The organism is Streptomyces sp. NPDC040405, from assembly GCF_055595765.1.
This window is the reverse complement of record NZ_JBVIVI010000007.1, coordinates 521,643-547,824: the sequence shown is the minus strand read 5'-3', so window position 1 is coordinate 547,824 and position 26,182 is coordinate 521,643. Positions and strand designations below refer to the sequence as shown.

Here is a 26,182-nt window from a genome sequence, read left to right as displayed (position 1 = left end):
CAGTACGAGATCCACGAGGTCATCACGGGGCTCGTCGGCGTCGTCCTGATCGCCTCGTCCTTCTTCTCCTCGGTCCGGCGCAACCGCAGGCTGGCCGAATGAGTTGCGGGCGGGACGGGGTGGTCAGTCGGTGGCCGCGAGTTCGCCGCTGAGCTTGCCGTGGAGGTGGGCGCTCGGCCCGTTCAGGCCGGTGATCTCGACGGTCTTGCCCCGCTGGGCGTACCTGGTCTCGATCGCGTCGAGGGCCGCGACGGAGGAGGCGTCCCAGATGTGGGCGGCGGACAGGTCGATGACGACCTTGTCGGGGTCGGCGGCGTAGTCGAACTGGCCGACGAGGTCGTTGGAGGAGGCGAAGAACAGCTCGCCGGTGACCTGGTAGACCACGGTGGTGTGGTCGGGGTCGGTCACGGCGGTGACCTGGGCGAGGTGGGCGACCCGCTTGGCGAAGACGACCATGGCGGTGACCGAGCCGACGACGACGCCGATGGCCAGGTTGTGGGTGGCCACGACGACCGCGACGGTGATCACCATGACGGCGATCTCCCCGGCGGGCATCCGCTTGAGCGTCTTGGGAGCGATGGAGTGCCAGTCGAAGGTCGTGAACGACACCATGACCATGACGGCGACCAGCGCGGCCATGGGGATGTCGGAGACGACCGGCCCGAAGACGACGCACAGCACCATCAGGAACGCGCCCGCCAGGAACGTCGACAGACGGGTGCGGGCGCCGGAGACCTTCACGTTGATCATCGTCTGGCCGATCATGGCGCAGCCGCCCATGCCGCCGAAGAAGCCGGTGACGATGTTGGCGATGCCCTGACCGATGGACTCGCGGGTCTTGCTGGAGTGGGTGTCGGTGATGTCGTCGACCAGTTTGGCCGTCATCAGCGACTCCATCAGGCCGACCAGCGCCATCGCGAAGGCGTACGGCGCGATGGTGGTCAGCGTGTCCAGGGTGAACGGCACGTCGGGCAGGCCGGGGACCGGCAGGGAGGAGGGCAGATCGCCCTTGTCGCCGACGGTGGGGACCGCGATCCCGGCCGCGACCGTGACGACGGTGAGGATCACGATCGACACCAGCGGCGCCGGGATCACGGTGGTGACCTTCGGGAAGAACACCATCAGCACCAGCGCGGCCGCGATCAGCGGGTAGACGGCCCAGGGCACGTCCGTCATCTCGGGGACCTGGGCCATGAAGACCAGGATGGCGAGGGAGTTGACGAAGCCGACCATGACGGAGCGGGGGATGAACCGCATCAGCTTCGCCACGCCCAGCGCGCCGAGCGCGATCTGGAAGACACCGCCGAGGATCACCGTGGCGACCAGGTAGCCCAGGCTGTGCTCACGGTTCATCGGCGCGATCACCAGCGCCACGGCACCGGTCGCGGCGGAGATCATCGCCCGGCGCCCGCCGACGACCGAGATGGTGACGGCCATGGTGAAGGCCGCGAACAGGCCGATGGCCGGGTCGACCCCGGCGATGATCGAGAACGAGATCGCCTCGGGTATCAGCGCGAGCCCGACCACCAGGCCCGCCAGGACCTCGGTACGCCAGACCTTCGGATCGGTCAGCCAATCGGGCTTCAGGCCGCGCAGACGGGCGGCGGCCGGGGACATGACGGAACCAGACAAGGGAGTGGGAACCTCAAGCTCGGGCGCGCCCTTTTCAGCAGGGCCGGGGCGTGCGGGAACGGTGCGAAATCGGAGCGGGGAACGGGGCGCGGGCAGCGTGGCGCGATGGGCCGGTGGAGCTCACATCCGGGTACGAGGCGTCACGGCAGGCAGGACGCGGCGGCGGGCATCATGGGCTCGCGCACGCGGGGCTCCTGCAAGAATCGGATCTTCACCGGGGGCGGCATCGGCCCCGGCACGGCAGCGGCAGGGCGGCACTGCGCCGACCCCGCCATCAGCAACTCTACCCTAACGTTAGGGTAGAGATCAGCCGGGGACGAGAAGGGCCAAGGGATCACGGGCGTGGACGGCAAGCACATGCAGATCGGCGAAGTCGCCGCGCGGACCGAGCTGTCCCTGCGCACCATCCGCCACTACGAGGAGACCGGCCTCGTCGTCCCCTCCGCCCGCTCCCAGGGCGGCTTCCGCCTCTACACCGAAGCCGATGTCGCCCGCCTGATGGTCATCCGCCGCATGAAGCCGCTCGGCTTCACCCTGGACCAGATGCGCGACCTGCTGGGGGCCACCGACCGCCTCGACTCCGGCGCCGATGTGCCGGCCGATGAGCGGGAGGAACTGCTGAACCGGGTGCGCGGCTACCAGGAGACCGCGCGGCAGCGGGTGGCGGACCTGCGGACCCAACTGGCGCGAGCGGAGGAGTTCGCCGCCACGCTGGACGAGCGCCTCACCTCCGCACGGCATCACTGACGGCATTCGCTCCGAGGGACGCGGTCGGGGACGCAGATCCGTTTGGCGGTACACCGCGCGAGGTCACGATCACCCGCGGTTACAAAGGAAACGTCATCCGTCATCCCGGCCGGTCGGCGCTTTTGCCGCGTGCCGGTGATGTTCCGCTTCACCCCAGTGTTGAGGAAGGCGTATCGATGAAGACCATTCTGCGATCCGGCGGCGTGATAACCGCGGTCGGCGTGGGGCTCTCCCTCGCGGTCCTGCCGGCCGGACCGGCCGACGCGGCCCCGGAAACCCAAGTGCGGTGCAACGACATCGACGGCCTGGTGGACGCGATCAACGACGCCAACACCAGCGGTGGCCGCATCCGGCTCGCGCGCAACTGCACGTACACGCTGACCGCCCCCGACAACCCGGACGACGGTCTTCCCGAGATCACCGGGAACGTGACCATCTCCGGCAACGGTTCCACGATTCGACGCAACCCCCCGGACTCGACGGTGGCCTTCCGCATCTTCCACGTGGTGGAAGGCGGCACCCTCACCCTGAAGTCGCTCACGGTCACCGGCGGCATCTCCCTGAACTTCGGCGGCGGCATCGCGAACGAGCAGGGCACGCTGAACCTGGACGACGCGGTCGTCAGGGGCAATCACGCCGTCACCGGTGGCGGCATCTCCAACGTCGGTGGAGAACTCGACCTCGACCGCACCACCGTGGAGCGCAACAGCGCGGCCAGCTTCGGCGGCGGAATCAACAACGACGGTGGCGGCACGATGACGATGAAGGGCGGGGCCCTGCTCAACAACCGGGCGGTCACCAACAACGGTGGCGGCCTGGAGAACCGAGTGGGCACCGCGTCCCTGGAGTCCGTGTCGATCAGGGGCAACACCGCCGAGTTCGGTGGCGGCCTCCGCAACGTCAACGGCTCCACCCTGAACCTGAAGTCGGCCACCGTCAGGGAGAACATCGCCCTGCGAGGCGCGGGTCTCTCCAACAACGCCAGTACGGCCACGCTGGTCAGAAGCCTGGTCACGCGGAACACCGCGATCACCGCAGGTGGCGGCATCTACGTCGAAGGTGACGCGGACACCACGCTCACCGACACCAGGGTCGTCAACAACAGGCCGGACAACTGCGCGCCTGAAGACAGCGTCCCCGGGTGCACCAACCCCACCGCCACCGCCAACGTCGCCCCGCCGGTGTCGAAGGAGTCCGACCTGCCCGACTCCGACGACATCGTCGACCCCAAGTGAGCCAACTCCGGTAAGGGCCGGGCGGGTTCATGCCTTCGAGGTCAGGCCCGCCCGTCCGCCGGGACACGCAGCGTCACCCGGTAGCCGCCGTCTCCGGTCGGCCCCGACGCGAAGGTGCCGCCGAGGAGTTCGGCTCGTTCCCTGAGGCCGACCAGGCCCTGGCGGGAGCCGGGGAGGGGGAGCGACGGGCGGGTGGAGGGTGTGTTGGCGACGGTGACGCCGAAGGCGTCGGGGCCGTGCCAGAGACGGACGGTCGCGGTGGAGCCGGGGGCGTGCTTGCGTACGTTGGTGAGGGCTTCCTGGACCGTGCGGTTGACGGCGCGTTGCGCGGGTGCGCCGATGTCCGGGGGGAGGTCGCCCGCGAGCTCCGTATCGATGCCGCTCGTGGTGACCAGCTTGTGCAGGTCGGCGAGGGTGGGCTGCGGTGCCAGCTCGGTGGAGCGGCCCCCGGAGGCGCGCAGCAGCGTCACCATGTGGCGCAGTTCGTCCAGGGTGTCGACGCTGAGGGACCGGATGGTGCGGGCGCCCTCCTTGAAGTCCGGGTCCTTCGCGGCGACTTGAAGGACACCGGCCTGGACGGCGATCAGGCTGACCTGGTGGCCCTGCACCTGGTGCCCGGCGCGCTGAAGACGCTCGCCGAGTCCGCCTGGGGCGACGGCGGGTCGGTCTCGTCGGCCTGGTGGTCCGACACCTGGGGCTACCCCAGCGGCGACACCCCCCTCGGCCTCCTGGTGGCCTCACCGCACAGCGAGACCACCCTGTCGATCCTGGCCAATACCGGTGTCGCCGTCGCGGTCCTGGTCTGCTGCCTCGCCGCCGTCGACGCCTTCCCGCGCTTCCACCGCCTCGCCCCGCTCTCAGGCGAGGAGTTCGCCCAGGCCCTGGCGGGTGGCGGCCAGTACCACGCGGTCCTGGGCCCGCAGGACGTAGCCGGGGTGCAGATCCCAGACCAGACCGGGTTCCCGTGCGTCGCCTTCGTACGTAGCCGCCAGGTCGCGTCGGCGGTCCGCGACTTCCGCCGCGTCCAGGGCGATCACCCGCCAGGCGCCCGGGGTGAACGCCTCGGCGACGGTACGGCCTTCCAGCTGGGGGTGCCCGGCGACGTGCAGGGCCGCGAAGACCAGGACGCGGCGCTCGACCGGTATGGCGCCGAGGACCTGGCGCCCCATCATCGCCCCGGCGAAGGCGGGCGCCGCCAGGGTGGAGACGCTGCGGCTGCGCGTCAGGGCCTGGGGATGGGCGGCGCGCAGGGTGCGGTAGACGGCGGTGGCGAACTGGTCGTCGTACAGGCGCAACCCCACCCGCAGCCGGGGCTTGACGGAGCGGGCGTAGAGCGTCGCCTCAAGGTTGGTGGTGTCGGAGCTGGTCAGCGCCAGCAGGGCGTGCGCGCGCTGGATCTTGGCGGCTTCGAGGACGCCTTCCTGGGTGACGTCGCCGGTGACGGTCGGCACTCCCAGCCTGCGGGCCAGCGGGATGCCGCGCGCCCCGGGGTCCTCTTCCACGCACACGACGGGGATGTCCATCTCCCGGAGCCGGGCCAGGACGCGGGTGCCGACCTTGCCCAGGCCGAGCAGGACGACATGGCCCGAGAGGCCGCGTGGCGGGCGGCGCAGCGCGGACGCGGTGCGGAACGTGCCCAGCGCCTCGAAGGCCGCGGCCACCAGGACGGGGAGCAGGAGCAGTCCGGTCAGCCCGGACAGCAGCTGAAGGATCTTGCGCGCGGTCGACTCGTCGAGCGCCGGGTCGTCGATGGCCAGTACGTCCAGCACCGTCAGGTAGGCCGCGTGGACGAGACCGTCGCCGGTCAGCCGCCAGGAGACGAGGGTGAGCGCGAGCACGGCGATCACCATTCCGGCGACGGACCAGCGCAGTCGGCGGGAGAGCAGCGAGGCGAGGGGGAGTCGGCGGCTGCCGAGCCGCCGTGGCGGCATGGGTGGCCCGGTGGCGGAGACGGCGTCGAGCACCACCGTGCCGCGGCCGGTGGCGGCGGCGACCTCGTCGTCGCCGGGCAGCAGCCGGGGCCCCTCGTCGCCGCTGCTGTCCGAGCCCTCGCTGCCGCCGGGGTCGCTGGTGGTGGACGAGAGCAGGGCGAGGGTGCACAGGCCGGGGTCGGTGGTCTCGTCGCGGCGGGGCGGGGTGCGCTCGGCCGCGCGCAGCAGCAGCCCATCGGCCTGCACCACCTTGCTGGTGCCCGCGACGGCGGTGGCGGCCAGTGCGGGGGCCACGGTGTCGGCGTCCGACAGGACGGTCGCGGCGGCGTCCAGCTCCGCCGGGTCCATGCCGGGGTCGGCGACCCGGGCCGCCTGGTCGAGGAGATCTTCCAGGTGCTGGCCGAGTTTGCGGTTGTAGAGCCGGATGACCAGCCGCAGCCGGGGGTTGAGGCGGCGGGCGCGCAGGGCGGCGTGGATGTTGGTCTCGTCGTCGTCATGGACCAGGGCGAGCGCCGTCGCGTGCTCCACGCCCGCCTCGGTCAGCACGTCGTCGTCCAGGGCGTGGGCCTCCACGACGCGTACGCTCGGGTCCGGTTCGCCCTCGGCCACGGGCTGCCGGGGCAGCGGGACCCGGCCGACAGCCGCGGTGAACCGGCCGAACAGCGTGGCGGCGGGGCCTCCCGCCATCCGGTGCCCCGCGGGCTCCGCCAGGGAGAGGCCGCCCGGGATGACGACGGTCACGCGTGCCCGGTAGACGCCGTGGAGTTCGGCGGCCAGGCGGTGTGCGAGCGCGTCGTCACCGCAGACGATCATGCGCGGTGCGGCCGGGCCGGGTGGTGCGGCGGATGAGGAGAACACGACGTCGAAGCCCCCGTTGGTCGATGATGTAGGCGGTCGGCTCACGGTGAAGTACCGCGACCACGTATATCCGGCGTACGGCATCACCGTCACGGCGGTGGCGACCACTCCGTACCGGGTGAACTACCCGGGGGGCAGGGGCTGTCGGTCGCGTTCGGCGATGCCCGGGAGGGGAACGGAACGATGAGCGAAGACGAAGACCCCGCGGGCCCCGTGTCGCCGGACGCCGACCGGGCGCAGCTCGCATCCCACCGTCCGCTGATCGTGCACGCCCTGCCGTCCGCCCCCGAAGCCGCGGTGGTCGTCCTGCACGGCGGGTCGGCGGACGGCCTGGCCCCTCCCCCGCCGCTCAACCTGCCCGCCCTGCGGATGCGCCCCTTCCGTACGGCGGTGTCGCGAGCCCTGGACGGACGGGGGCTGGTGCTCGCGTCCGTGCGCTACCGGTGCCGGGGGTGGAACGGGCCACGCGCCGACGCCGCGCACGACGCCCGAGGCGCCCTCGACGAACTCACCGGGCCCACCGGACCCGCCCCCGGCCTGCCGGTCGTCCTGGTCGGCCACTCCATGGGCGGACGCGCGGCGCTCCTGGCCGGGGGACACCCCTCGGTGCTGGGCGTCGTCGCGCTCGCGCCGTGGTGCCCGCCGGACGAACCGGTCGCCCATCTGCGGGGCAAGGACATCGCCGTCCTGCACGACGAGCGCGACCGGATCACCGAGGCCGCGCACTCCTGGCTCTTCGCCGAGCGCGCCCGGCACGCGGGCGCCCGGGCCCACACGATCGCGATGCCGCACGGCGGCCACACCATGCTCCGCGGCGCCCGCCACTGGCACCGGCTCACCGCGGACCTGGTCGGGGCCGTCCTGGCCCGGACCCCCATGCCGGTCCACAGCCGTTACAACGTCCCGGACAGCGGTTCGCCGGGGATGGCCAGGTAGGTGTCCCGCAGCTGGGCGAGCAGGGGGTGTTCCGCGGCCATCGCGGTCCCGTCGATGCGGGAGATGGCGCGTACCCCGATGCTCGTGTTCGTCGCGAACGCGGCGCGCATGTTCCGCGCGTCCGTGAGCGTGACCGGCACCGTGGCGTACTCGGCATGCTGCTGGAGCAGGGCCATGGTCACTCCCGGCAGGACGTCCGCCTTCGGCCAGACGACGCCGTCGTCCCCGATGAAGCCGACGTTCCACGTCCCGCCCTCGGAGACCCGGCCGTCCGGACCGACGAACAGGGCGTCGTCGTAGCCGTCGAGCTGTGCCGTACGGCGCGAGTGGAGCGATCCAAACAGGCCCAGGTGCTTGACGGCCGGGACATCGCGTTCGTAGGCGATGGGCTTCACCCGCAGCGGAGGCAGGGGCAGCGACGCGGCCGGGCGCACGGTGACCAGGATGTTCGGCGTGTTCGCCCGGGCCGGGTGGCCCATGTCGACCTCGGGGTCGAAGACGCTGACCCGGACGACGAACGAGCCGCCGCGCTCGCCCGCCGCCTGCCTGACGTACCGCCGGACCAGTTCGGGATCGAGGTCCGCGCCGAAGACCGCCTCGCAGTCCCGCACCAGGCGTTCGAGGTGGCGTCCGAGCCCGCGTACGCGCTGGTCGTCGACGCGCATGCTCGTGAAGTGCCCGTAGTTGGTGAGCGCCAATGTCAGCACGGCGTCGGGGTCGACAGGTCGTCCGTTCAGTTCCGCCATGGCTTCAGGATGACAGCGGTGGGGGGATCGCGGCCTGGAGGGCCGCGGCTGCCCTGCGGGCGTCGGTTTCGGTGGTGCGCCAGTTGCTGAAGGCGGCGCGGAGGGCGGGGGTTCCGTCGAGGACGGTGGGGGTGAGGAAGACCTCGTCGGAGACCCCTTCGGCGAGTGCGGTGAGGCGTTCGGCGGTGGGGTTTTCGGTGAGGGTGAAGCAGACGACGTTGAGCCGGACCGGTGCGAGAAGCCGCAGACCGGGCGTGGTGTCGATGGCTTGGCCCAGGGCACGGGCGCATCGGATGCAGCGCTCGGTGATCTCGCGGTGGCCGTCCCGCCCGTAGGCCCGCAGGGTGAACCAGGCGGCGAGGGCGCGCAGGCGCCGGGAGTTCTCCGGGGTGAGGTGGGCCGTGTCGGGGGTGTCGCCGAGCGGGCCCAGGTAGGCCGCCGCGTTCTGGAAGACGGCCGTCTGCAGGTCGGGGCGCCGGGTGAACTGCACGGCGCTGTCGTAGGGGACGTTCAGCCACTTGTGCAGGTCGATACAGATCGAGTCGGCCAGGTCGAGGCCCTCGACCAGGTGCGCGTGCTCGGGTGACAGCGCGGCGAAGGCGCCGAAGGCGGCGTCCACATGCAGCCAGAAGGCGTAGCGCTCGCGCAGCGCGGCGACGGCACGCAGGTCGTCGAAGTCGGCGGTGTTGACCGTACCGGCGTTCGCGACCACGATGCACGGGCCGTCGGGCTCGGCCTCGCGAAGCGCTTCCTCCAGCGCCGCCACGTCGACGGCCTCCCGCCCCGGCAGGGTCGGAACGGGGATGAGGGCCCGGCGTCCCAGGCCGAGCGCCGACAGCCCCTTGGGCACGGACGAGTGGGCCGCTCCCGACAGCACCCGCACCGCGCCGAGTACGCCCGCGCCGAACTCCGCGGGCGAGACGTCCCACCGCTCTCCGAGCCATTCGCGGGCGACGGCGAGGCCGACAGTGTTGGACATGGTGGCGCCGCTGACGAAGGTGCCGTGGTGCTGGTCGGACAGGCCGAACAGGCTCCGCAGCCAGGCCATCGTCTCGCGCTCCAGGCTCTGTCCCGCCCCGTCCAGCGACGAGAAGGGGTTCTGGTCCCAGGTCGCGGTCATCCAGTCGCCGACCAGCGCGGCCGGTGTCGCCCCGCCGGTGACGAATCCCAGATAGCGCGGTCCGGCGCTCGTCGACAGCGCGGGCTCCCAGCAGGCGATGAACTCCTCCAGCGCCGCCCGCGCTCCCGCCCCCTGCGTGGACAAGGGCTCCGGTTCCGGCACCGGCGCCGCGGGGACGACGTCCCGCTCGGCGACCTGGGCGAGCACGGCGGCGGCGTGCTGCTGGACGGCCTCCAGCAGGTGCGGCAGCCCGTCGCTGTCCGCGGCGAGTCGTGGGTGCATGGCGGGTCTCCGTTCGTGTCAGGTGGCCACGACGTTAAGGAGCCTTACCGGTCCGGCGCCTGGTCCAATCGTGGAAAACTGGACCAGTGCGCATGAGGGACGACTACCTGGTGCGGGTCCTGGGCCCCTGGCGGAGCACCACGGCGCCGCTCAGCACGGCGCTGGCCCGGGCGGTACGGGAAGCGCTGCTCGACGGCCGTATCCGCGCCGGGAGCGAGCTGCCCGCCGAGCGCCGCCTCGCCGCCGCGCTCGGCGTGAGCCGTGGCACGGTGACCGCCGCCCTGGACCGGCTGCGCGACGCCGGATGGGTACGTACCCGGCACGGCAGCGCCAGCACGGTGCGGTTCCCCGCGGGCGCCGCGGAACGGATCGCCCCGCTCTCGGCGACCGGGGAGGACGGATCCCTGATCGACCTGCGCCGGGCCGTACCCGCCGCGCCGCAGGAGCTGTACCTGGAGGCGACGAGGCGGGCCACCGAGCGGGCCGGGCCCCTGCTGGCCGAGCACGGCGGACCGGACCCGGGCATCGAGGAGCTGCGCGCGGCGATCGCGGCACGGTACAGCCGCGAGGGCACCGCGACCCTGCCCGAGCAGATCCTCGTCACCGGCGGGACGCGAGCCGCGCTGGCCCTGCTCGCGGCGCACTTCGCGCCTCGTACGACGGTGGTGGAGACCCCCACGTACTACGACGCGCTTCATGTGCTGCGCCACACCGGGACGAGGCTGGTGGGCTGCCGGGTCACCGGCGACGGCTGGGACCTGGACCAGCTGCGGGACGGCTTCGCCGCCGCGCGCGGCCACCTCGCCTATCTGGTGCCCGACTTCCACAACCCGACGGGCGCGCTGATGTCCGCGCCCGCCCGCCGCACCGTGGCCCGGCTCGCCGCCGAGCACCGGGTGACCCTCGTGGTGGACGAGACGCTGCGCGACTTCGACCTGCGCGACCGGCCGGAGCCCCCGCCCCGCGTTCCCGGCGCGCTGCTGATCGGCTCGACCAGCAAGTCCATCTGGGGCGGGCTGCGCATCGGCTGGATCCGGGCCCGTGCCTCGCTCATCCGGGAGCTGCGGGACCACCCGCTGGCCGGGCCCCTGTCCGCGCCCCCGGTGCAGCAGCTCGTCGCCGTCGAACTGCTCCGTGATCTGGAACCGGTGCTCGAACGGCGGCGGCGCGAGCTGCGGCGGCAGCGCGACCACCTCGGCAGCCTGCTCGCCGACGACGGCCGTTGGCACTTCACGCTGCCGCCCGGCGGTCTCACCCTGTGGCTGCGGCTGAACACCACCCTCGCCGACACCGTCGTCGAACGGGCCGCCGCCAACGGGGTCGCGCTCATGGCGGGCTCACGGTTCGCGGCCGACGCCGCCCTCAGCCGCTATCTGCGCGTGCCCTTCACACCACCGTGCCACGTGCTCGACCGGATCGCCGACGTCCTGGACGACGCCGCGCGAGCGGTGCCGGGGAGCGGCGCCGGGGGGTGACGGCAGGGCCCCTCACGCGCGCACGGCCCTGACCGCGCTCTCGCGCCGGATCCGGGTCCACCGATCGGTGGACGGGAAGTTCAACCGGGTACCTCTGTCGGCCGACTACGCCGCCCGGCAAGGCTCGTGGGCATGGACTCATTCACTGTGCGCATGGCGCGCTGGAGCGCTCGGCACCCCTGGCGGGCCCTCGTCGGCTGGCTCGTGTTCGTGGTGCTGTGCCTGGGGATCGGCGGTGCCGTCGGCACGCACAGCGCGACGACGGCCGACTACCGGGTCGGCGAGGCGGGCCGGGCGGAGGCGATGGCCGCCGAAGGGGGTCTGGAGCGCAGATCCACCGAGCAGGTGCTGATCTCGTCGCGGTCGGGCCCCCTCGACCGCGACGCGGCCGAAGCCGCCGCCGAGGACCTGACCGCCCGGATGAAGCGACTGCCCGACGTCGCGGGCGTCGCCGGCCCGCTGCTGTCCGAGGATCGCCGGATCCTCATGGTCGAGGTGGCGCTGAAGGGCGAGGAACGGGACGCGAAGGACAAGGTCGACGCGCTGACCGCACAGACCGGCGCCGTGGGGAAGGCGTATCCCCGGCTGCGGCTGGAGGAGACCGGAAGTCCGTCCATCAGCAAGGGAGTCGACCAGCAGCGCAGCGACGACCTGGCACTCTCCGAGAAGATCACGCTCCCCGTCACCCTGCTCACCCTGCTGGCCGTCTTCGGGTCCGTGACCATGGCGGGGGTGCCGCTGCTGCTCGCGCTGTCGTCCATCGCGGCCGCCGTCGGGCTCTCGATGGTGGCCTCGCACCTCTCCCCCGACGCCGGGGTCGGCACGAACGTCATCCTGATGATCGGCCTCGCGGTCGGCGTCGACTACACGCTCTTCTACCTCAAGCGGGAGCGCGAGGAGCGCGCCCGCGCGGGCGGCCGGCTCAGCTCCGAGGCGCTGGTGGACGTGGCCGCGGCGACCTCGGGCCGGGCCGTCGTGCTCTCCGGGCTCGCGGTCGTGGCCTCCACCGCGACGCTGTATCTCGCCTCCGACGTCATCTTCTCCTCGCTGGCCACCGGCACGATCGTGGTCGTCCTGGTCGCGGTGGCCAGCTCCCTGACGGCGCTGCCCGCGATGCTCGTCACGCTCGGCAAGCGGGAGGAGCGCAGGGCGCGGCGCCGCGCCGAGCGCGGAAAGCCCGCGCGCCGGACGCGGGGCGAGGCGGGCGACGCGGGCGACGCGGGCGGCCGGGTGTGGGCCGCGCTGCTGCGGCCCGCGAGCCGCCACCCCCTGGCCACGCTGTGCGTCTCCGTTCTCGCCCTGCTCGCGCTAGTCGCCCCGCTGGCCGGGTTGAAGATCACGGAGATGAGCCGGGACACCCACTCCCGCGACATCGCCGCCATGCGGACGTACGACCGGCTCAACGAGGCGTTCCCCGGGCAACGGGTCACCCACCAGGTCGTCGTACGTGCCGACGCCGCGCGCTCCGGCGAGGTCGGCGGGGCGCTGCGCGAGCTGGTCCGGCGCGCCGACGCCGACCCGCTGTTCAGCGGCGCCTCGCGCGTCCGGACCTCCGCCGACCGCCGGATCAGTGTGCTGCAGCTGAGGGTGGGGTACCTGGGCAACTCCGACCAGGCGTACGACTCCCTCGACCATCTGCGCGAGGACTACCTGCCCGCCACCGTCGGCCGGGTCGACGGGGCGGAGTACGGAGTGAGCGGGGACGTCGCCCGGTACGCCGACTATCCGGCGCACCAGAACGGCAAACTCCCGCTGGTCCTCGGGGCGTTGCTGCTGGTGACCTTCGCGATGACGGCATACGCGTTCCGCTCGGTGGTGCTGGGCCTGATCGGTGTCGTACTGAACGTGCTGTCCGCGGCGGCGGCGCTCGGACTGCTCATCCTGGTCTTCCAGGGAACCTGGGCCGAGGGGCTGTTGGACTTCCATTCCACGGGATCGGTCGGATCGCGCGTACCGCTGTTCCTCTTCGTGATCCTCTTCGGGCTCTCGATGGACTACCAGGTGTTCGTGGTGAGCCGGATCAGGGAGGCCGTTCTCGCGGGCGTGCCCACGAGGCAGGCCGTACTCGACGGCATCCGGAGGTCGGCGAGCGTGGTGACGAGCGCGGCGGTGGTGATGACGACCGTCTTCGTGAGCTTCGTCTTCCTGCACATCATCGAGATGAAGCAGATCGGCTTCGTCCTCGCGGCGGCCGTGCTGCTCGACGCCTTCATCGTCCGGATCATGGTTCTGCCGTCGGCGATGCTGCTGATCGGCGAGGCGAGCTGGTGGCCCTCGCGGACCGCGCGGCGACCGGTGGAGACGGGAACAGCCGCCGACGGGCGGTCGATGGCCGACGTACGTTGACCGGTATGACCGCTCTCGCCAACCCCTTGGCCGACGCCTCCTGGGCCACTTCGCTGCGCCGGTGGAACGCCGTGTGCTGGGTCCTGTTCGGCGCGATGGCCGTCGGGCTGGTGACGACGGCTCCGCCGGGCGGGAGCGCGTACAAGGCGCTCGGGCTGCTCGGCGGGGTGGTGCTGTGCTACGCGGTGCTCGACCGGTTCCCGGGGAATCCCGTCGTACGTCCGCGGGTCTATCTCTCGGTGCTCGTGCTCGCGCTCGGCGGGCTGGCCCATCAGGGCAGCAGTTATGCGGCGCTGTTCATGGTGACGCTGCCGCACTACTGGATGTTCGGGCGCACTCCGCGGGCCTCGATGGGGTTCCTCGGGCTGGCCGCCGGTGCCACGCTGGCCGGGACGCTGGCCCGGCAGGGCTGGTCGGCGGAGTTCTTCGGCGAGACGCTGGTGTCCACCCTGATCGTGGTCGCGGTGGGCGTACTGATCGGACTGTGGGCGCACTCGGTCGTCACGCAGAGCAGCGAACGGGCCCGGCTGATCGAGGAGTTGGAGCGGACGCAGGCGCAACTGTCCGAGGCCCACCAGCGACAGGGCGCGGCGGACGAACGGGAACGCATCGCACGGGACATCCACGACACGCTCGCGCAGGGCTTCGCGTCGATCATCGTGCTCGCGGAGGCGGCCCGCGCGGGCCTGGACGGCGATCCGGCGGCCAGCGCCCAGCAGCTGCGGTCGATCGAGTCCACCGCCCGGGAAAACCTCGCCGAGGCCCGGGAGCTGGTCGGCTCGGCGAGAGCGCCGGGCCCTGGCCAGGTGGGCGACGGTTCGGTGGCGGAGACTCTGCGCCGTACGCTGGACCGCTTCGCGGAGGACACCGGCCTGGCGGTGGACGCGGACCTGGCGGACCTCCCGTGCGACCAGCAGACCCGTATCGCGCTGCTGCGCTGCACCCAGGAGTCCCTGGCCAACGTGCGCAAACACGCGCACGCGTCCATGGTCGGGGTGGTGCTGGTGCGGCGTCCGCACGGGGTGGAGCTGGAGATCACCGACGACGGAACCGGGTTCCTGGCCGGGGAGTCGACGGGCTTCGGGCTCGACGGCATGCGCAAGCGACTGGCGGAGCTGGGCGGGAGGCTCACGGTGACGAGTTCGGTGGGCGACGGGACGCGGATCCTGGCGATGATCCCCATGGCGGGCGAGACAGTCGGCGAGATGGCGGGCGAGGTGGGGGCATGAGCGAGGGAGGTCTGCGCATCGTCGTCGTGGACGATCACACCGTGATGCGGGCCGGGGTGATCGCCCTGCTCGCCGCCGAGGACAGCATCGAGATCGTCGGCGAGGCGGGCGACGGACGCGCGGCGCTCGGTCTCGTCGAACGGTACGACCCCGACGTGGCCCTGGTCGATCTGCGGATGCCCGTGCTGGACGGGGTGGCGACGACGGCCGAGATCGTCGCCCGGTATCCGCGTACCCGGGTGCTGATCCTCACGACGTACGACACCGACATGGACATCGAGCGCGGGGTGGAGGCCGGTGCCATCGGCTATCTGCTCAAGGACACCACCCGCGACCAGCTCGTCGACGCCATCCACGCGGCGGCGCGGGGCGAGACGGTGCTCGCGCCCCGGGTCGCCGAGAAGCTGGTCGCGCGGATGCGGCGGCCCGTTCAGGAGCCGCTGACCGACCGCGAGACCGATGTCCTGGGCGCCGTGGCGGACGGGCTCACCAACGCCGAGATCGGAAGGCGCCTCGTGATCGCCGAGGCCACGGTGAAGACGCATCTGCTGCGCCTGTTCGCCAAGCTCGATGTGAACGACCGGACGAGGGCCGTGGTGGTGGCCATGGAGCGGGGGCTCCTGAAGCGGCCCGAGCGGGGCTGACCGGGCGGAGCCGACCGAGCGGGGCTGACCGGGCGGAGCCGACCGGGTGCAGCCGGGGAGATCTTTTTCGGCCTTCCTCCGGTTTGGTGCCGGAATGCGTACCCGGCGGGGCGGCGCGACCCCTATGCTTCTACACGCGTGTAGAAATGCGAGCGGGTCGGCCCACGCGACCGGTCAACGTGCCGTCGGCCGGAGGGGTTCCCCGCCGCACCGCACGCGCGCTCAGGCATTCACCGCACTCGCGCCCCAGGAGGGCAGCATGGCTTCCATAGACCTCGACACGGTGCTGGACAAGGCATGGGCCGACAAGGAGTTGGCGGAGATCCTCGCCGCGCCCGTGTCGGCGCTCAAGGGGGTCTCCGACCGGCAGGGGAACCTGCTGGAGGAGGCGTTCGGCGTCAAGACGGTCAAGGACCTGGCCGATCTGAAGTACGCCCGCTGGGCCTCGGCGCTGGCCGCGCTCGACACGACGAACAAGTAACCACGGGCGCATCCGCACATCACATACGCACATAAGGAGTGGACGCCACAATGGTGTTCAAACGACTGCTCGGCTCACTCGGTGTCGGCGGCCCCACCGTGGACACCGTGCTGGACGCCGGCCCCGTACGGCCCGGCGGGCCGCTGACCGGGCAGATCCATCTCCGGGGCGGCAGCTCGGACTTCGAGATCGAGCAGATCACCCTGGACCTCGTCGCGCTGGTCGAGGACGAGCACGGCGACGAGGAGCGCGAAGGCGGCGCCGTCTTCGACCACTTCACGGTGGGCGGCGGGTTCCGGCTCGCCGATGGGGAGCAGCGCAGCCTGCCGTTCACCCTCCACCTCCCCTGGGAGACGCCCATCACCGAGCTGTACGGGCAGTCGCTCGGCATCGCGCTCGGCGTCCGTACCGGGCTGGAGGTGGCGGGCGCGAAGGACAAGGGCGACCTGGACCAGCTGACGGTGGGTCCGCTGCCCGCGCAGGAGGCCGTCCTGGAGGCGCTCGGGCAGCTCGGCTTCGGCTTCAAGTCCGCCGATCTGGAGCTGGGTCACGTCCGGGGCACGGGGCAGCGGCTGCCGTTCTACCAGGAGATCGAGCTGACTCCGGCACCGCAGTACGCCCACGCCCTCAACGAGCTGGAGGTGACCTTCCTCGCGAACCCGGGCGGGCTGGACGTCGTCCTGGAGGCCGACAAGCGCGGCGGGTTCCACTCCGGGGGGCACGACACCCTCGCCCTCTTCGCCGTCGGCCACGAGGGCGTCGAGCACCGCGACTGGACCGCGGAGGTCGACGCCTGGGTCCGGCAGCTGGTCGACCAGCGCGCCGCCCACGGATACGCGGAAGCCTCCGGCCACGGGCACGAGGAACGCCGCTCCGGGCGCTCCGGGCCCAGCACCGGGGCCATCGTCGGCGGCGTCGCGGCAGGGGTCGCGGTCGGCGTCGTCGGCGGCATGGTCGCGGCGGAGGTCGTGGACGAGATCGGCGACGCCTTCGAGGACGAAGAGGACTGAGCCCGCTCGGCCCTCGGCCGTCGGTCACTCTGCTAACTTCTACAGTGTTGTAGAAGTTAGCGACGACGACGTACGGAGTTGGTCATGGCCCTGTGGGACCGCATCAAGGAATCCGCATCGACGATGCAGAGCCAGCTGCTCGCCAAGAAGAACGACCTCAAGAGCGGCGCGTTCCGCGACGCCAGCATGGCGATGTGTGCCCTGGTGGCGGCGGCGGACGGCTCGATCGACCCGTCCGAGCGGCAGCGCGTCGCCCAGCTGATCGCCACCAACGAGGTGCTGCAGAACTTCCCCGCGGACGACCTGCGGTGGCGCTTCAACGACTACCTCGACAAGCTCACGGCGGACTTCGACTTCGGCAAGGTCAGCATCCTGCAGGAGGTGGCCAAGGCGAAGAAGAAGCCCGCCGAGGCTCGCGCCGTCGTCCAGATCGGCATCGTCATCGGCGGCGCCGACGGCGACTTCGACAAGACCGAGCGGGCCGTGGTCCGGGAAGCCTGCTTCACGCTGGATCTGGACCCCGCCGAATTCGACCTGTAGCCGGTGCGCGGCCGGTCCCGGGGGCACCCCAGGGCCGGTCCGCGACCGGTTACAGCGGCGTCGCGGCCTGGAGGACCCGGAAGAGCGCGATCGCCGCGTTCGCCGAGGACAGCGCGGACGCGGCCGTCCCCCCGGCGGCGACCCAGGCGGCGACGCCCGCCGCCGTATGGGCGGGCGGCCAGTGCCGGGCGGACGGCACCGGGCCCAGCAGCGCGGCCACGCGGCGCGGTACGGGTCCGGGCGCGGCGAACCCGGCCAGCGTCGGGGCGGGGGTGCCACGGGAGACCAGCGCGGCCTTGCCGACCGCCCTGGCCACGACCTTCCGGTCCGCCACCGCACCGGCCGCCTCCTCGTCCGCCCACCGCTCGGCGCAGTACGCGACCGCTCCCCGCAGCGGACGCAGCAGGGGGTTCGCCCGGGCCGCCAACTGGGCGGCGAGCAGATAGCGGTGATGGTGTCCGTCGAGATGGGCGTGCTCATGTGCGATCAGGGCGCGCCGCTCGGAGGCGTTCAGACAGGCGAGCATCGCGGTGGAGACGACGATCCGGCCGGGCCTGCCGGACGCGCCGGGTAGCGCGTACGCGTACGCCTCGTCGTCGGGGAGTGTCGTGACCGGCTCGTCGGCCAGCCCGGCGACCGCCTCCTGGGCCTGCCGCCGCGCCCGGTGGTGCCGCCGGACCGTAGCGGCGCACGCGACGGCCACGGAGACGAGCGCGACGATGGCCGCCTTCCCGGCCACCTCGTCGAACGGCACCGCCGCCCGCACCTCGGGGTCGGACCAGCCGTCCGGCAGCGGATTGCCCGGAAGCTGGGCCGTGCCGACGACCACCAGCAGCACCAGGCACAGCGTGGAGGACACCGCGAGCGCGCCGCCCACCAGCGACAACAGGCGCGTGGCGCGCCGGGGGTGGAGGTACTGCTCGGCCAGACGCGTGATCGGCAGCGCCGTTAACGGCAGGACGAGAGGCAGAAAGACGAACACACCCAACGCGCTCAGTCTCCCTCCGCTTCGCTCAACAGGCCCCGCAGCAGCTGCTCGTCGTCGGCCGTCAGCCCCGTCACGAAGCTGGCCAGCACCGCTCCCCGGTCGCCCTGGCCGTCCAGCACCCGGCGCATCCGCAGCGCCGCGAGCCCCGCCTCGTCCGACTCCGCCTGCCAGACGAACGACCGGCCCGCCCGCTCCCGGGTCACGGCCTGCTTCGCCTGCAGCCGGGACAGAATCGTCATGACCGTGGTGTACGCGAGATCGCCGTCGAGCCGCTCCTGCACCCAGGCGGCCGTTACCGGCCCCTCCGCCTGCCGCAGCACCGCCAGCACCTGCGCCTCCAGCTCGCCCTGCCCCCGTCGACGGAAGCGCGGGTGCGGATCGTCCTTGTCCTGGTCTCTCACGCCATCTCCCTCCGGCACACCGCTCACAACCAGCCGTCAGGTGACGGTACAGGGTCGCCGATCGCACCCTCCCCACCCGAATACTTCTACAGTGTTGTAGATTTTAGTGCGTACGCAGGCGGACGGCATCCGTCCATCCGACATCCAGGAGGAGATCGTGGGAGTTTCCCTGTCCAAAGGCGGCAACGTCTCGCTCAGCAAGGAGGCGCCGGGCCTGACCGCGGTCCTGGTCGGCCTGGGCTGGGACGTACGGACGACCACGGGCACCGACTACGACCTCGACGCCAGCGCCCTGCTGTGCGACGAGGCCGGGAAGGTCGTGTCCGACCGGCACTTCGTCTTCTACAACAACCTCACCAGCCCCGACGGTTCGGTCGAGCACACCGGCGACAACCTCACCGGTGAGGGCGAGGGCGACGACGAGTCGGTCAAGGTGAACCTGGCGGCCGTCCCCGCCGACGTCACCCGGATCGTCTTCCCCGTCTCCATCCACGACGCCCAGAGCCGCGGCCAGAGCTTCGGCCAGGTCCGCAACGCCTTCATCCGGGTGGTCAACCAGGCCGACAACGCCGAACTCGCCCGCTACGACCTGAGCGAGGACGCCGCGTCCGAGACCGCGATGGTCTTCGGCGAGCTGTACCGCCACGGCGCGGAGTGGAAGTTCCGGGCGGTCGGCCAGGGATACGCCTCGGGCCTGGCGGGCATCGCCTCCGACTTCGGCGTCCACCTCTGACCGCCTCCCGCGGCCCGCGCCCCGGCCCGACCGAGGACACCGACATGAACGGCACACCACCTGCCTTACGTCCGGAGGACACCCCCGCCTTCGAGCGGGTGCTGCGGCAGGCCCTGAACACCCCGGAGATCCGTGCGGCCCTGCGGCGGCACGGATCCGCCGGGGGCGCCGGACCCGCCGGGGGCGCGGCGGCCGAGCGGCTGCGCGCCCGCGCCCTCGCCGAGCGCGCGGGCATCGCCACGGCCGCCGCCCCCGAGTACGCCGCGTACCTGCGGCAGCGCGCGGCCGACGGCTCCCCCGTACGCCCCGACCTGGCGCCCTCCGCCGCGGCGGGCGTCCGCGGACTGCTGTCGGCGCTCGCGATCCTGGCGCCGGTGCTGGCGGCGGCCGCGACCGCCGCCTTCCTGCTCCTCGGGTACGCCCTGGGGCTCAGCAGCGCGGGCCAGGAGCTGGGCGCCGCGCTGCTGACCGCGGGGCAGACCGCGGCCGTGATCACGGCGGTTGCGGGGGGGGGGGGGGGGGGCCGGGGGGCCCCCCCCCCCCCCCCCCCCCCCCCCCCCCCCCCCCCCCCCCCACCCCGGCCCCCGGCCCGCCCGGCGGCGCACCGGGCGCGGCCGAGGCCAGCGACGCATGGCGGCGGGCCCTCCTCGAACGCGGCATCCTGCCGTTCCTCCGCGACCAGCTGCGCCAGGAGCGGCCGAGCCGCACCGCCGCCCCCGGCCGCGGCCCGCGGCTGGGCTACACCAGCCCCGATTTCGCGGCCCCCGAATACACCGGCCCCGGCTTCACCGCGCGGCCGTCCCCGTCCCCGTCCCCGTCCGACGACTGACGCCGCACCTGCCAGGAGCCGACCGCTCAGCGGATCCGGCCCCGGGGGCCGCGGCGGGTCTGGTCCAGCCATTCCGGGGCCGGTTCGGTCCCGCCGTAGGCGTCGTGCCAGTTCCACCATTCGTACGGCGGGGTCTGGGGGTAGCCCTCGGGGGAGCTCTCCCAGTTCTCCTGGCGGCCGAGGGCCGTCATGTCGAGGTAGCTCCAGGTGCTGCCCAGTGCCTCGTCGCCGCGGGCGTTGATGAGGTAGGTGCGGTACACATGGGCGCCGTCGCGGATGAAGGCGTTGGTGCCGTGCCATTCGTCCACGTCGAAGTCGGCGTCGAAATCATCGGTGATCGTGTACCAGGGCATGGTCCAGCCCATCCGCGCCTTCTCCTCCTCGATGTTCCGCTGCGGGGCGCGGGAGGCGAAGACCAGGGTGGTGTCGCGGGCGTTCAGATGGGCGAGGTCGCCGACGTGGTCGGCCACCATGGAGCAGCCGCGGCAGGCGTGGTCGGGCCAGCCGAAGACGCCCGGTTCGTAGAAGGCGCGGTAGACGATCAGCTGACGGCGCCCCTTGAACAGGTCGAGCAGGCTCACCTTGCCCTCGGGCCCCTCGAACGCGTACTCCTTCCGCACCGCCACCCAGGGCATGCGGCGGCGCTTGGCGGCCAGTGCGTCATGGGCGTGGGTCAGCTGCTTCTCCTCCACCAGCAGCTGCTGGCGCGCGTCTTCCCACTCCTGCGGCGACACGATCGGGGGTGTCTTCATGGCGAGGGTCCCCTTCCAGTCCGGTCCGCGCTCCCTTTGTCCAGGGTCGGTCGCCGTGGGCGCGGGCGCACGCCGATGAGGGGATTATCGAACTTATATTCGATTGAATGTGTCCGGGGCAGCGGAAAGCCCCAGGCCAGTGGCCCGGGGCTCGCTTGTCGCGCGGGGCGGCTCTACTTGCCGCTGCCGACCGGGTCCACCTTGATGCCGGAGGTGGTGTCGTCGGAGGCGGCGAGGTTGATGCTGACGGGCAGGGAGTGGGAGTGGGTCTCTCCGGGCGGGGTGACCACGAGGCTGGTGAAGGTCGCGCCGGTGCCGCCTGAGGTGTTCGGCGGGTAGGAGAGGGTGAAGCGGGTCTCCTCGCCGGACTTGACGCTGACCTTCTCCGGGGTGCGGTCGCCGCGCTCGGCGCTGATCGAGCCGTCCTTGCTCTTGAGGTCGACGCCGGGGAAGCCCTGGAGGGCGCAGGTGGCGGAGCCGTTGTTCTTGAGGTTGACGATGAGCGTGCCCTCGCCCATGCCGTGGGAGCTGCTGAAGCCGAGCTGGGAGGTCTTGCAGGAGTCCGAGCCGGCGCCGCCCGCCTCGGCACCGCCGTCGGCGCTGCCGCTCGCACCGATGTCGCCGGAGCCGTCGGACCGCGTGTCACCGGACTTCTGGTCGGCGGACGCGCTGCTGTCGCCGGAGCCCTGGGAGGAGGAGCCGTCCCCCTGGCAGGCGCTGAGCGAAAGACCGGCCGCGACGGCCAGGGCGAGGAGGGAGAGGTTCTGAACGCGCATCGTTTCTCTTTCGGGGTGGTGCCACTCACTCCTCGGGAGCGAGCCTTACAGATCATCGAGGCCCCAGGCGGGCAGGAGGCGTTCCGTCCAACACACCCCCGATAAGTGGCCGTTACACCGGTCCTGGACATGATCACCTTATCCCGGCCGCGCCGTATGAGGGCGTGGGGCGTCGGGCGTGGGGGCGGGGCGGCCTAATGTAGGAGCGGTCACGGCCGTTGGGGAGAGGGGATGGGCGATGCCGCTGAGTACCGATGATCCGGCGTCCATAGGCGGCTACGCCCTGCTCGACCGGCTCGGGTCGGGCGGTATGGGGATCGTCTACCTGGGGCGGTCGGCCTCGGGGCGGCAGGTCGCGGTCAAGCTCGTGCACGCGCAGTACGCGCAGGACGAGGAGTTCCGGACCCGCTTCCGGCAGGAGATCACGGCCGCGCGCAAGGTGAGCGGCGCGTTCACCGCTCCGGTGCTGGACGCCGATCCGGAGGCCGAGCGGCCGTGGATGGCCACGCAGTACGTGCCGGGGCGCACCCTCGCCGAGGTCGTGCGGGACGACGGGCCGCTGGGCGGGGCGGAGTTGCGGACGCTGGGGCTGGGGCTCGTCGAGGCGCTGCGGGACATCCACCGGGCCGGGGTGGTGCACCGGGACCTGAAACCGGCCAACATCCTGATCGCCGAGGACGGGCCGCGCGTCATCGACTTCGGCATCTCGCGGGCCGCCGACAACCAGACGCTCACCCTCACCGCCGGGCGGCTGCTCGGCACGCCGCGCTTCATGTCGCCGGAGCAGCTGCGCAACGCGCGGGATGTCACCGCGGCCTCGGACGTGTTCTCGCTGGGGGTGCTGGTGGTGTACGCGGCCACCGGCGTCGGGCCGTTCGACGCCGAGAGCCCGTATCTGTCGGGGTACCAGGTGATGTACGAGCCGCCGACGCTGAACGGGCTGCCGGGGCCGCTCATCGCGCTCGCCAAGCGGTGTCTGGAGAAGGATCCGGACGCGCGGCCGGGCCTGGACGAGCTGCACCGGCTGCTCGGCGCGCTGCCGGACTTCACCGCCGCGGTTCCGCCGGAGGGGATTCCCGTGCGGGCGGCGAAGCCCGCGGAAAAGCCCGCGGAAAAGGCCACGGAAAAGGCCACGGAAAAGCCCGCGGAGGGCGGCGCGGAAGGGGCCGGGCGGAGGCGGCGCAGGCGGTGGATCCTCGTCGGGGCCGGTGCCCTCGCCGTCGGCGGGCTGCTCGCGCTGGAGCTGTACGGCCCGACCGCCACGAGCCCGGCGCCGTACCACCCCTCCGCGTCCGCCGCCCACGACGACGCCCCCGCGTCGCTGCCCGACGGCTGGCGCCCGTGGCGGACGACGCTGCGGTACGAGGCCCCGCTGCCCCCGCTCGTGTACCAGGACGCCGGGTGCGTACCGGACCGCGCCACCGCCCTGTACTGCGGCGGCAAGGGCTTCACCGTCGCCAAGGTCGACGCCGCCACCGGCCGTGTCCGGTGGCGCAGCGGCACCAGACCGCAGGAGGCGCGCCCCATCGGCGTACGGGACGGGATCGTCTACAGCTACTCCGCGCCGGAGGACGAGGGCCGCCGGGTGACCGCCCTGGACACCGGCACCAAGAAGCAGCGGTGGGAACGCAGGATCAGCCAGTCCGCGGCGGTGCGCCTGTTCCGCGGCGGGCTGCTGACGCTGTCGGCCGACGACCGTGAGTTCGTCGCCTACGGGACGTCGGGTGCGCGGCTGTGGCAGTCACCGGCGCCTGCGGGGCGGTTCTGCGATCCGGCGACGCCGGTCGCCTCCGGCGTCCCGTACGCGCTGTGCTCGCGTCGCACATCGGACGGGCTGGCCGAGGAAGGGCCGTACACCCTGCTGCGGCTCGACCCCTCCGACGGTTCACAGCGCGCACTCGCGACCCTCCCGAAGAAGGCGCTGAGCCTCGGCTCCGTCGACGGGGCGCCCGTCTTCCTCGCCCCGCAGACGGCGAAGGAGGTCTACGAGGCCGGGTACGAGCGCCCGTACGACGCGCTGATCCGGGTGGATCCGCGCACCGGCAAGACCACGCGGATCCCGCTGCGGCAGCCCCTGTACGGCACGGCCACCCTCCTGAACGGGGTCGTCTACGCCGTCCGCACCAACGGGACGGTCACCGCGGTGTCGGTGCACAGCGGCAAGCAGCTGTGGCAGCGGGAGACGGAGACGGAGAGCCTGTCCGCGCCGGCGGAGTCGAAGCGGCGCGGCAAGCTGTACTTCTCCAACCGCTTCGGCCGCCTGCTGGCGCTGGACAGCGACACCGGCAAGGAGGTGTGGCGCACCTCCGCGCTGAGCGACCCCGGGGACACGGCGCAGGAGCGGCCGCCGTCCGTGCTGCTGGTCAAGGACTCGATCGTGGCGATGGCCGGGGACACGGTGTTCTCCGTACGCCCGGACCGGCCCGCGTCGCCGCCGACCGCGTCCGCGCGCCCCAGCGCGACGAAGTGATCGCGCGCGGTCCTCAGCGGGAGCCGTAGGGGATCAGGGCCATCTCGCGGGCGTTCTTGATGGCGCGGGCTATCCGCCGCTGCTGCTGTCGCGTCACATGGGTCACCCGGCGGCTGCGGATCTTGCCGCGGTCGGAGATGAACTTCCGCAGCAGGTCGGTGTCCTTGTAGTCGACGTAGGTGATGCCCGCGGCGTCCAGCGGGTTGGCGCGGCGGCGCCGGGGGTCGGGGCGCCGGGCGGTGTGGCGGGAGGGCATGGTTCTTCGCGTCCTTGTCCGTAGGGGCGGGGGTCAGGCGACCGGGTCGAGGAGGCCGTCGAAGGGGTGCGGCAGCTGCTTCCAGCCGTCCGGGCCCGCCGCGTACTCGTCGTCGGTGAGCAGGCAGGAGTCGAGCACGGCCAGCAGGTTGTCCCGGTCGAGGCCGGGGGACGTGAAGGTGAGGTGCTGGCAGCGGTCGCCGTGTTCCGGGTGCCAGTCCAGGGAGGCCGCGACGCGGCGTTCGGCGGGGACCATCTCCCAGGCGGCGTCCGGGAGGGCGGCCAGCCAGGGACCGGCGGACTCCACGCAGAGCGCGCCGCCCGCGGCGTCCCACGAGAGGAGGGAGTCGGGCCGGTCGGCCAGCCAGAAGCGGCCCCGGCTGCGGGCCGCGGCGCAGGTCAGGTCCTCCAGCGCGGCGTAGAGCCGACCGGGGTGGAAGGGGCGTGCGCGGCGCCAGACGAGGGTGGCCACGCCGTGTTCGTCGCTCTCCTGCGGCAGCAGCGCGCACGCCGGATGCTGACGGGCGGCCGCCGCCCCGATGTCGAAGCCCCGCAGCAGGGCGGGTCCGAGGGCGCCGTCGCCGAGCCGCAGCCGCCGGGCGCCGGGGGTGAGCTGGGTGAGCACGGCGTGGTCGGCGTCGTCCGCGGGCTCCTCGGGCGCGGTGTCCTCGGCGACGGCGATGAGCGTGGGGTATTCGAGCTGCCGGGCGAAGGTGTCGGCCACGGTGCGCTGGTCGGTCGGGGCGGCGGCGAGACCGGCGTCGGCCAGGTCGTCGCCGCATCCGAGGTACGGCACGATCAGCGCCGGGTCGACGGCGGTGGCCACCCCGGTCAGCGCGAGAGGCGCGCCCCCGGCCGCGCCCTCGGCCGCGCTCTGCGCCGCACTCTCGGCCGCGATGACCCCGGCCATGGCCTGCGGCTCGACGGAATCCCAGAGCTCGACCACGGCCAGCCGGTGGCCGCCGCCCGCGGCCAGCCGCAGCAGCTCGGGGATCAGGTCCTCGCGCAGGGCGCAGCACGCGCAGTCGTTCACGAGCGGCGCCTCGCCGCTGTCGAGCAGGCCGGTGGCGTCCCGTACGGTCCGGTGCACGGCGCGGTCGGTCGCGGCCGACAGGTCGTGGTGCAGGGCGACGGCCCCGGGCACCGTGCGCAGGATCTCCTCGACGGCGGCCCGGCGAGCGTCGGCGTGCAGCCCGCCCACGACCGCGACGGCCAGCCGGGCCTCCCGGGCCTCGTCCTGCCCGCTCACCGGGCGCCCCCTCCGGCGCCCCGCCCGGATCCGTAGCGCCGCTCGAAGCGCTCCACACGGCCCGCGGTGTCCACGATCCGCTGGGTGCCGGTGTAGAAGGGGTGGCTGGCCGAGGAGATCTCGACGTCGATGACCGGGTAGCTGCGGCCGTCCTCCCACTCGACGGTCTTGTCGCTGGTGGCCGTGGAGCGGGTCAGAAAGGCGAAACCGGCGGCGCGGTCGCGGAAGACGACCGGCTCGTACGCGGGGTGGATACCGGGCTTCATGGCGGTCAGCGCTCCTCTCGGAAGTCGACGTGGCGGCCCACGACCGGGTCGTACTTGCGCAGGACCATCCGGTCGGGGTCGTTTCGGCGGCTCTTGCGGGTCACGTAGGTGTAGCCGGTTCCGGCGGTGGACCTGAGCTTGATGATCGGACGTAGTTCGTTGCGGGCCATGACGCACAGAGTACATGGTGTTGGTTTTCATTTTCATCTAGCGTCGAGGGATCGCTTCGCGCCACACCTTCATCCACTACG

At 72.5% G+C, this 26,182-nt stretch carries 25 protein-coding genes and 1 pseudogene; 13 read left to right on the top strand and 13 right to left on the bottom strand.

All coding sequences use genetic code 11. The features are described from left to right. A partial coding sequence (locus ACZ59A_RS29305) for a DUF475 domain-containing protein (protein WP_470964467.1) occupies window positions 1–102 on the top strand: 102 nt, incomplete at its 5' end. Between the two features lie 21 nt (window positions 103–123). Here the strand turns inward: ACZ59A_RS29305 and ACZ59A_RS29300 are convergent. Next, complete coding sequence (locus ACZ59A_RS29300) at window positions 124–1,617, bottom strand: SulP family inorganic anion transporter (protein ID WP_470964413.1); 1,494 nt, start codon at window positions 1,615–1,617, stop codon at window positions 124–126. 357 nt (window positions 1,618–1,974) lie between these two features. On the opposite strand from ACZ59A_RS29300, the gene ACZ59A_RS29295 reads away from it, so the two are divergent. Then, window positions 1,975–2,379: a MerR family transcriptional regulator gene (locus ACZ59A_RS29295; RefSeq protein WP_468042809.1), complete on the top strand. Its 405-nt coding sequence runs from the start codon at window positions 1,975–1,977 to the stop codon at window positions 2,377–2,379. Between the two features lie 176 nt (window positions 2,380–2,555). Then, window positions 2,556–3,614, top strand: a complete 1,059-nt coding sequence (locus tag ACZ59A_RS29290; protein WP_470964410.1) for a right-handed parallel beta-helix repeat-containing protein — start codon at window positions 2,556–2,558, stop codon at window positions 3,612–3,614. A gap of 41 nt (window positions 3,615–3,655) precedes the next feature. On the opposite strand, the pseudogene ACZ59A_RS29285 reads toward ACZ59A_RS29290, so the two are convergent. Further along, a pseudogene (locus ACZ59A_RS29285) lies at window positions 3,656–4,246 on the bottom strand (sensor histidine kinase); the annotation flags it as partial. A gap of 225 nt (window positions 4,247–4,471) precedes the next feature. Further along, window positions 4,472–6,358, bottom strand: coding sequence for an NAD-binding protein (locus tag ACZ59A_RS29280; protein WP_470964464.1), 1,887 nt, complete (start codon window positions 6,356–6,358; stop codon window positions 4,472–4,474). Between the two features lie 228 nt (window positions 6,359–6,586). Here ACZ59A_RS29280 and ACZ59A_RS29275 point away from each other — a divergent pair, with 228 nt between their 5' ends. Further along, window positions 6,587–7,339, top strand: a complete 753-nt coding sequence (locus ACZ59A_RS29275; protein ID WP_470964407.1) for an alpha/beta hydrolase — start codon at window positions 6,587–6,589, stop codon at window positions 7,337–7,339. Here the strand turns inward: ACZ59A_RS29275 and ACZ59A_RS29270 are convergent. Both ACZ59A_RS29270 and ACZ59A_RS29265 read right to left on the bottom strand, forming a co-directional pair. Further along, entirely contained in the window at window positions 7,297–8,085 is a 789-nt protein-coding gene (locus ACZ59A_RS29270) for an aminotransferase class IV family protein (protein ID WP_470964405.1), read from the bottom strand. The genes ACZ59A_RS29275 and ACZ59A_RS29270 overlap by 43 nt on opposite strands. A 4-nt stretch (window positions 8,086–8,089) precedes the next feature. Next, window positions 8,090–9,487, bottom strand: coding sequence for a pyridoxal phosphate-dependent decarboxylase family protein (locus tag ACZ59A_RS29265; protein WP_470964402.1), 1,398 nt, complete (start codon window positions 9,485–9,487; stop codon window positions 8,090–8,092). Between the two features lie 92 nt (window positions 9,488–9,579). On the opposite strand from ACZ59A_RS29265, the gene ACZ59A_RS29260 reads away from it, so the two are divergent. From ACZ59A_RS29260 to ACZ59A_RS29230, 7 genes are all read left to right on the top strand, one after another. Beyond that, entirely contained in the window at window positions 9,580–10,962 is a 1,383-nt protein-coding gene (locus ACZ59A_RS29260) for an aminotransferase-like domain-containing protein (RefSeq protein ID WP_470964399.1), read from the top strand. Window positions 10,963–11,094: 132 nt separating this feature from the next. Then, complete coding sequence (locus tag ACZ59A_RS29255) at window positions 11,095–13,308, top strand: MMPL family transporter (protein WP_470964396.1); 2,214 nt, start codon at window positions 11,095–11,097, stop codon at window positions 13,306–13,308. Between the two features lie 5 nt (window positions 13,309–13,313). Then, the gene (locus ACZ59A_RS29250; RefSeq protein ID WP_470964393.1) at window positions 13,314–14,537 is read left to right on the top strand and encodes a sensor histidine kinase; all 1,224 of its coding nucleotides are present in this window, start codon (window positions 13,314–13,316) and stop codon (window positions 14,535–14,537) included. Further along, window positions 14,534–15,181, top strand: a complete 648-nt coding sequence (locus tag ACZ59A_RS29245) for a response regulator (protein ID WP_470964390.1) — start codon at window positions 14,534–14,536, stop codon at window positions 15,179–15,181. The genes ACZ59A_RS29250 and ACZ59A_RS29245 overlap by 4 nt, the downstream gene beginning before the upstream one ends. Before the next feature lie 259 nt (window positions 15,182–15,440). Beyond that, window positions 15,441–15,662, top strand: coding sequence for a hypothetical protein (locus ACZ59A_RS29240; RefSeq protein WP_470964387.1), 222 nt, complete (start codon window positions 15,441–15,443; stop codon window positions 15,660–15,662). Between the two features lie 50 nt (window positions 15,663–15,712). Then, complete coding sequence (locus tag ACZ59A_RS29235) at window positions 15,713–16,672, top strand: sporulation protein (RefSeq protein ID WP_470964384.1); 960 nt, start codon at window positions 15,713–15,715, stop codon at window positions 16,670–16,672. 84 nt (window positions 16,673–16,756) lie between these two features. Further along, window positions 16,757–17,212, top strand: coding sequence for a tellurite resistance TerB family protein (locus ACZ59A_RS29230; RefSeq protein WP_468042830.1), 456 nt, complete (start codon window positions 16,757–16,759; stop codon window positions 17,210–17,212). 49 nt (window positions 17,213–17,261) lie between these two features. On the opposite strand, the gene ACZ59A_RS29225 is transcribed toward ACZ59A_RS29230, so the two are convergent. Next, window positions 17,262–18,200 carry a M56 family metallopeptidase gene (locus tag ACZ59A_RS29225; protein WP_470964380.1) on the bottom strand — a complete coding sequence of 313 codons (939 nt, stop codon included), beginning with the start codon at window positions 18,198–18,200 and terminating at the stop codon, window positions 17,262–17,264. A 5-nt stretch (window positions 18,201–18,205) separates the two neighbouring features. Then, on the bottom strand, window positions 18,206–18,601 hold the full coding sequence (locus ACZ59A_RS29220) for a BlaI/MecI/CopY family transcriptional regulator (RefSeq protein WP_470964377.1): 396 nt from the start codon (window positions 18,599–18,601) through the stop codon (window positions 18,206–18,208). Window positions 18,602–18,758: 157 nt separating this feature from the next. Between ACZ59A_RS29220 and ACZ59A_RS29215 the strand changes: the two genes are divergently transcribed. Further along, window positions 18,759–19,334 carry a TerD family protein gene (locus tag ACZ59A_RS29215; RefSeq protein WP_470964461.1) on the top strand — a complete coding sequence of 192 codons (576 nt, stop codon included), beginning with the start codon at window positions 18,759–18,761 and terminating at the stop codon, window positions 19,332–19,334. Between the two features lie 855 nt (window positions 19,335–20,189). Here ACZ59A_RS29215 and ACZ59A_RS29210 read toward each other — a convergent pair. Continuing rightward, window positions 20,190–20,915, bottom strand: coding sequence for a DUF899 domain-containing protein (locus tag ACZ59A_RS29210; RefSeq protein WP_470964374.1), 726 nt, complete (start codon window positions 20,913–20,915; stop codon window positions 20,190–20,192). Between the two features lie 173 nt (window positions 20,916–21,088). Continuing rightward, complete coding sequence (locus ACZ59A_RS29205) at window positions 21,089–21,691, bottom strand: DUF4232 domain-containing protein (RefSeq protein ID WP_470964371.1); 603 nt, start codon at window positions 21,689–21,691, stop codon at window positions 21,089–21,091. A 238-nt stretch (window positions 21,692–21,929) separates the two neighbouring features. On the opposite strand from ACZ59A_RS29205, the gene ACZ59A_RS29200 reads away from it, so the two are divergent. Further along, window positions 21,930–24,161: a serine/threonine-protein kinase gene (locus tag ACZ59A_RS29200; protein ID WP_470964368.1), complete on the top strand. Its 2,232-nt coding sequence runs from the start codon at window positions 21,930–21,932 to the stop codon at window positions 24,159–24,161. A gap of 13 nt (window positions 24,162–24,174) precedes the next feature. Here ACZ59A_RS29200 and rpsR read toward each other — a convergent pair whose 3' ends face one another. From rpsR to rpmG, 4 genes are read right to left on the bottom strand one after another with little or no spacing between them, the layout of a single operon-like run. Then, the gene (gene rpsR, locus ACZ59A_RS29195) at window positions 24,175–24,417 is read right to left on the bottom strand and encodes a 30S ribosomal protein S18 (RefSeq protein ID WP_470964365.1); all 243 of its coding nucleotides are present in this window, start codon (window positions 24,415–24,417) and stop codon (window positions 24,175–24,177) included. Between the two features lie 33 nt (window positions 24,418–24,450). Further along, window positions 24,451–25,665 carry a CobW family GTP-binding protein gene (locus tag ACZ59A_RS29190; protein ID WP_470964362.1) on the bottom strand — a complete coding sequence of 405 codons (1,215 nt, stop codon included), beginning with the start codon at window positions 25,663–25,665 and terminating at the stop codon, window positions 24,451–24,453. Continuing rightward, complete coding sequence (locus ACZ59A_RS29185) at window positions 25,662–25,931, bottom strand: type B 50S ribosomal protein L31 (protein WP_468042850.1); 270 nt, start codon at window positions 25,929–25,931, stop codon at window positions 25,662–25,664. Before ACZ59A_RS29185 ends, ACZ59A_RS29190 begins: the two co-directional genes overlap by 4 nt. A 5-nt stretch (window positions 25,932–25,936) precedes the next feature. Continuing rightward, entirely contained in the window at window positions 25,937–26,101 is a 165-nt protein-coding gene (gene rpmG / locus ACZ59A_RS29180) for a 50S ribosomal protein L33 (RefSeq protein WP_468042852.1), read from the bottom strand. Window positions 26,102–26,182 lie beyond the last annotated feature (81 nt).

Coding starts and splice junctions, on each gene's coding strand:
- ACZ59A_RS29300 (WP_470964413.1), bottom strand. CDS start 1,617: ATGTCCCCGGCCGCCGCCCGTCTGCGCGGCCTGAAGCCCGATTGGCTG.
- ACZ59A_RS29290 (WP_470964410.1), top strand. CDS start 2,556: ATGAAGACCATTCTGCGATCCGGCGGCGTGATAACCGCGGTCGGCGTG.
- ACZ59A_RS29280 (WP_470964464.1), bottom strand. CDS start 6,358: ATGATCGTCTGCGGTGACGACGCGCTCGCACACCGCCTGGCCGCCGAA.
- ACZ59A_RS29275 (WP_470964407.1), top strand. CDS start 6,587: ATGAGCGAAGACGAAGACCCCGCGGGCCCCGTGTCGCCGGACGCCGAC.
- ACZ59A_RS29270 (WP_470964405.1), bottom strand. CDS start 8,085: ATGGCGGAACTGAACGGACGACCTGTCGACCCCGACGCCGTGCTGACA.
- ACZ59A_RS29265 (WP_470964402.1), bottom strand. CDS start 9,487: ATGCACCCACGACTCGCCGCGGACAGCGACGGGCTGCCGCACCTGCTG.
- ACZ59A_RS29260 (WP_470964399.1), top strand. CDS start 9,580: ATGAGGGACGACTACCTGGTGCGGGTCCTGGGCCCCTGGCGGAGCACC.
- ACZ59A_RS29255 (WP_470964396.1), top strand. CDS start 11,095: ATGGACTCATTCACTGTGCGCATGGCGCGCTGGAGCGCTCGGCACCCC.
- ACZ59A_RS29250 (WP_470964393.1), top strand. CDS start 13,314: ATGACCGCTCTCGCCAACCCCTTGGCCGACGCCTCCTGGGCCACTTCG.
- ACZ59A_RS29245 (WP_470964390.1), top strand. CDS start 14,534: ATGAGCGAGGGAGGTCTGCGCATCGTCGTCGTGGACGATCACACCGTG.
- ACZ59A_RS29240 (WP_470964387.1), top strand. CDS start 15,441: ATGGCTTCCATAGACCTCGACACGGTGCTGGACAAGGCATGGGCCGAC.
- ACZ59A_RS29235 (WP_470964384.1), top strand. CDS start 15,713: ATGGTGTTCAAACGACTGCTCGGCTCACTCGGTGTCGGCGGCCCCACC.
- ACZ59A_RS29230 (WP_468042830.1), top strand. CDS start 16,757: ATGGCCCTGTGGGACCGCATCAAGGAATCCGCATCGACGATGCAGAGC.
- ACZ59A_RS29210 (WP_470964374.1), bottom strand. CDS start 20,915: ATGAAGACACCCCCGATCGTGTCGCCGCAGGAGTGGGAAGACGCGCGC.
- ACZ59A_RS29205 (WP_470964371.1), bottom strand. CDS start 21,691: ATGCGCGTTCAGAACCTCTCCCTCCTCGCCCTGGCCGTCGCGGCCGGT.
- ACZ59A_RS29200 (WP_470964368.1), top strand. CDS start 21,930: ATGCCGCTGAGTACCGATGATCCGGCGTCCATAGGCGGCTACGCCCTG.
- rpsR (WP_470964365.1), bottom strand. CDS start 24,417: ATGCCCTCCCGCCACACCGCCCGGCGCCCCGACCCCCGGCGCCGCCGC.
- ACZ59A_RS29185 (WP_468042850.1), bottom strand. CDS start 25,931: ATGAAGCCCGGTATCCACCCCGCGTACGAGCCGGTCGTCTTCCGCGAC.
- rpmG (WP_468042852.1), bottom strand. CDS start 26,101: ATGGCCCGCAACGAACTACGTCCGATCATCAAGCTCAGGTCCACCGCC.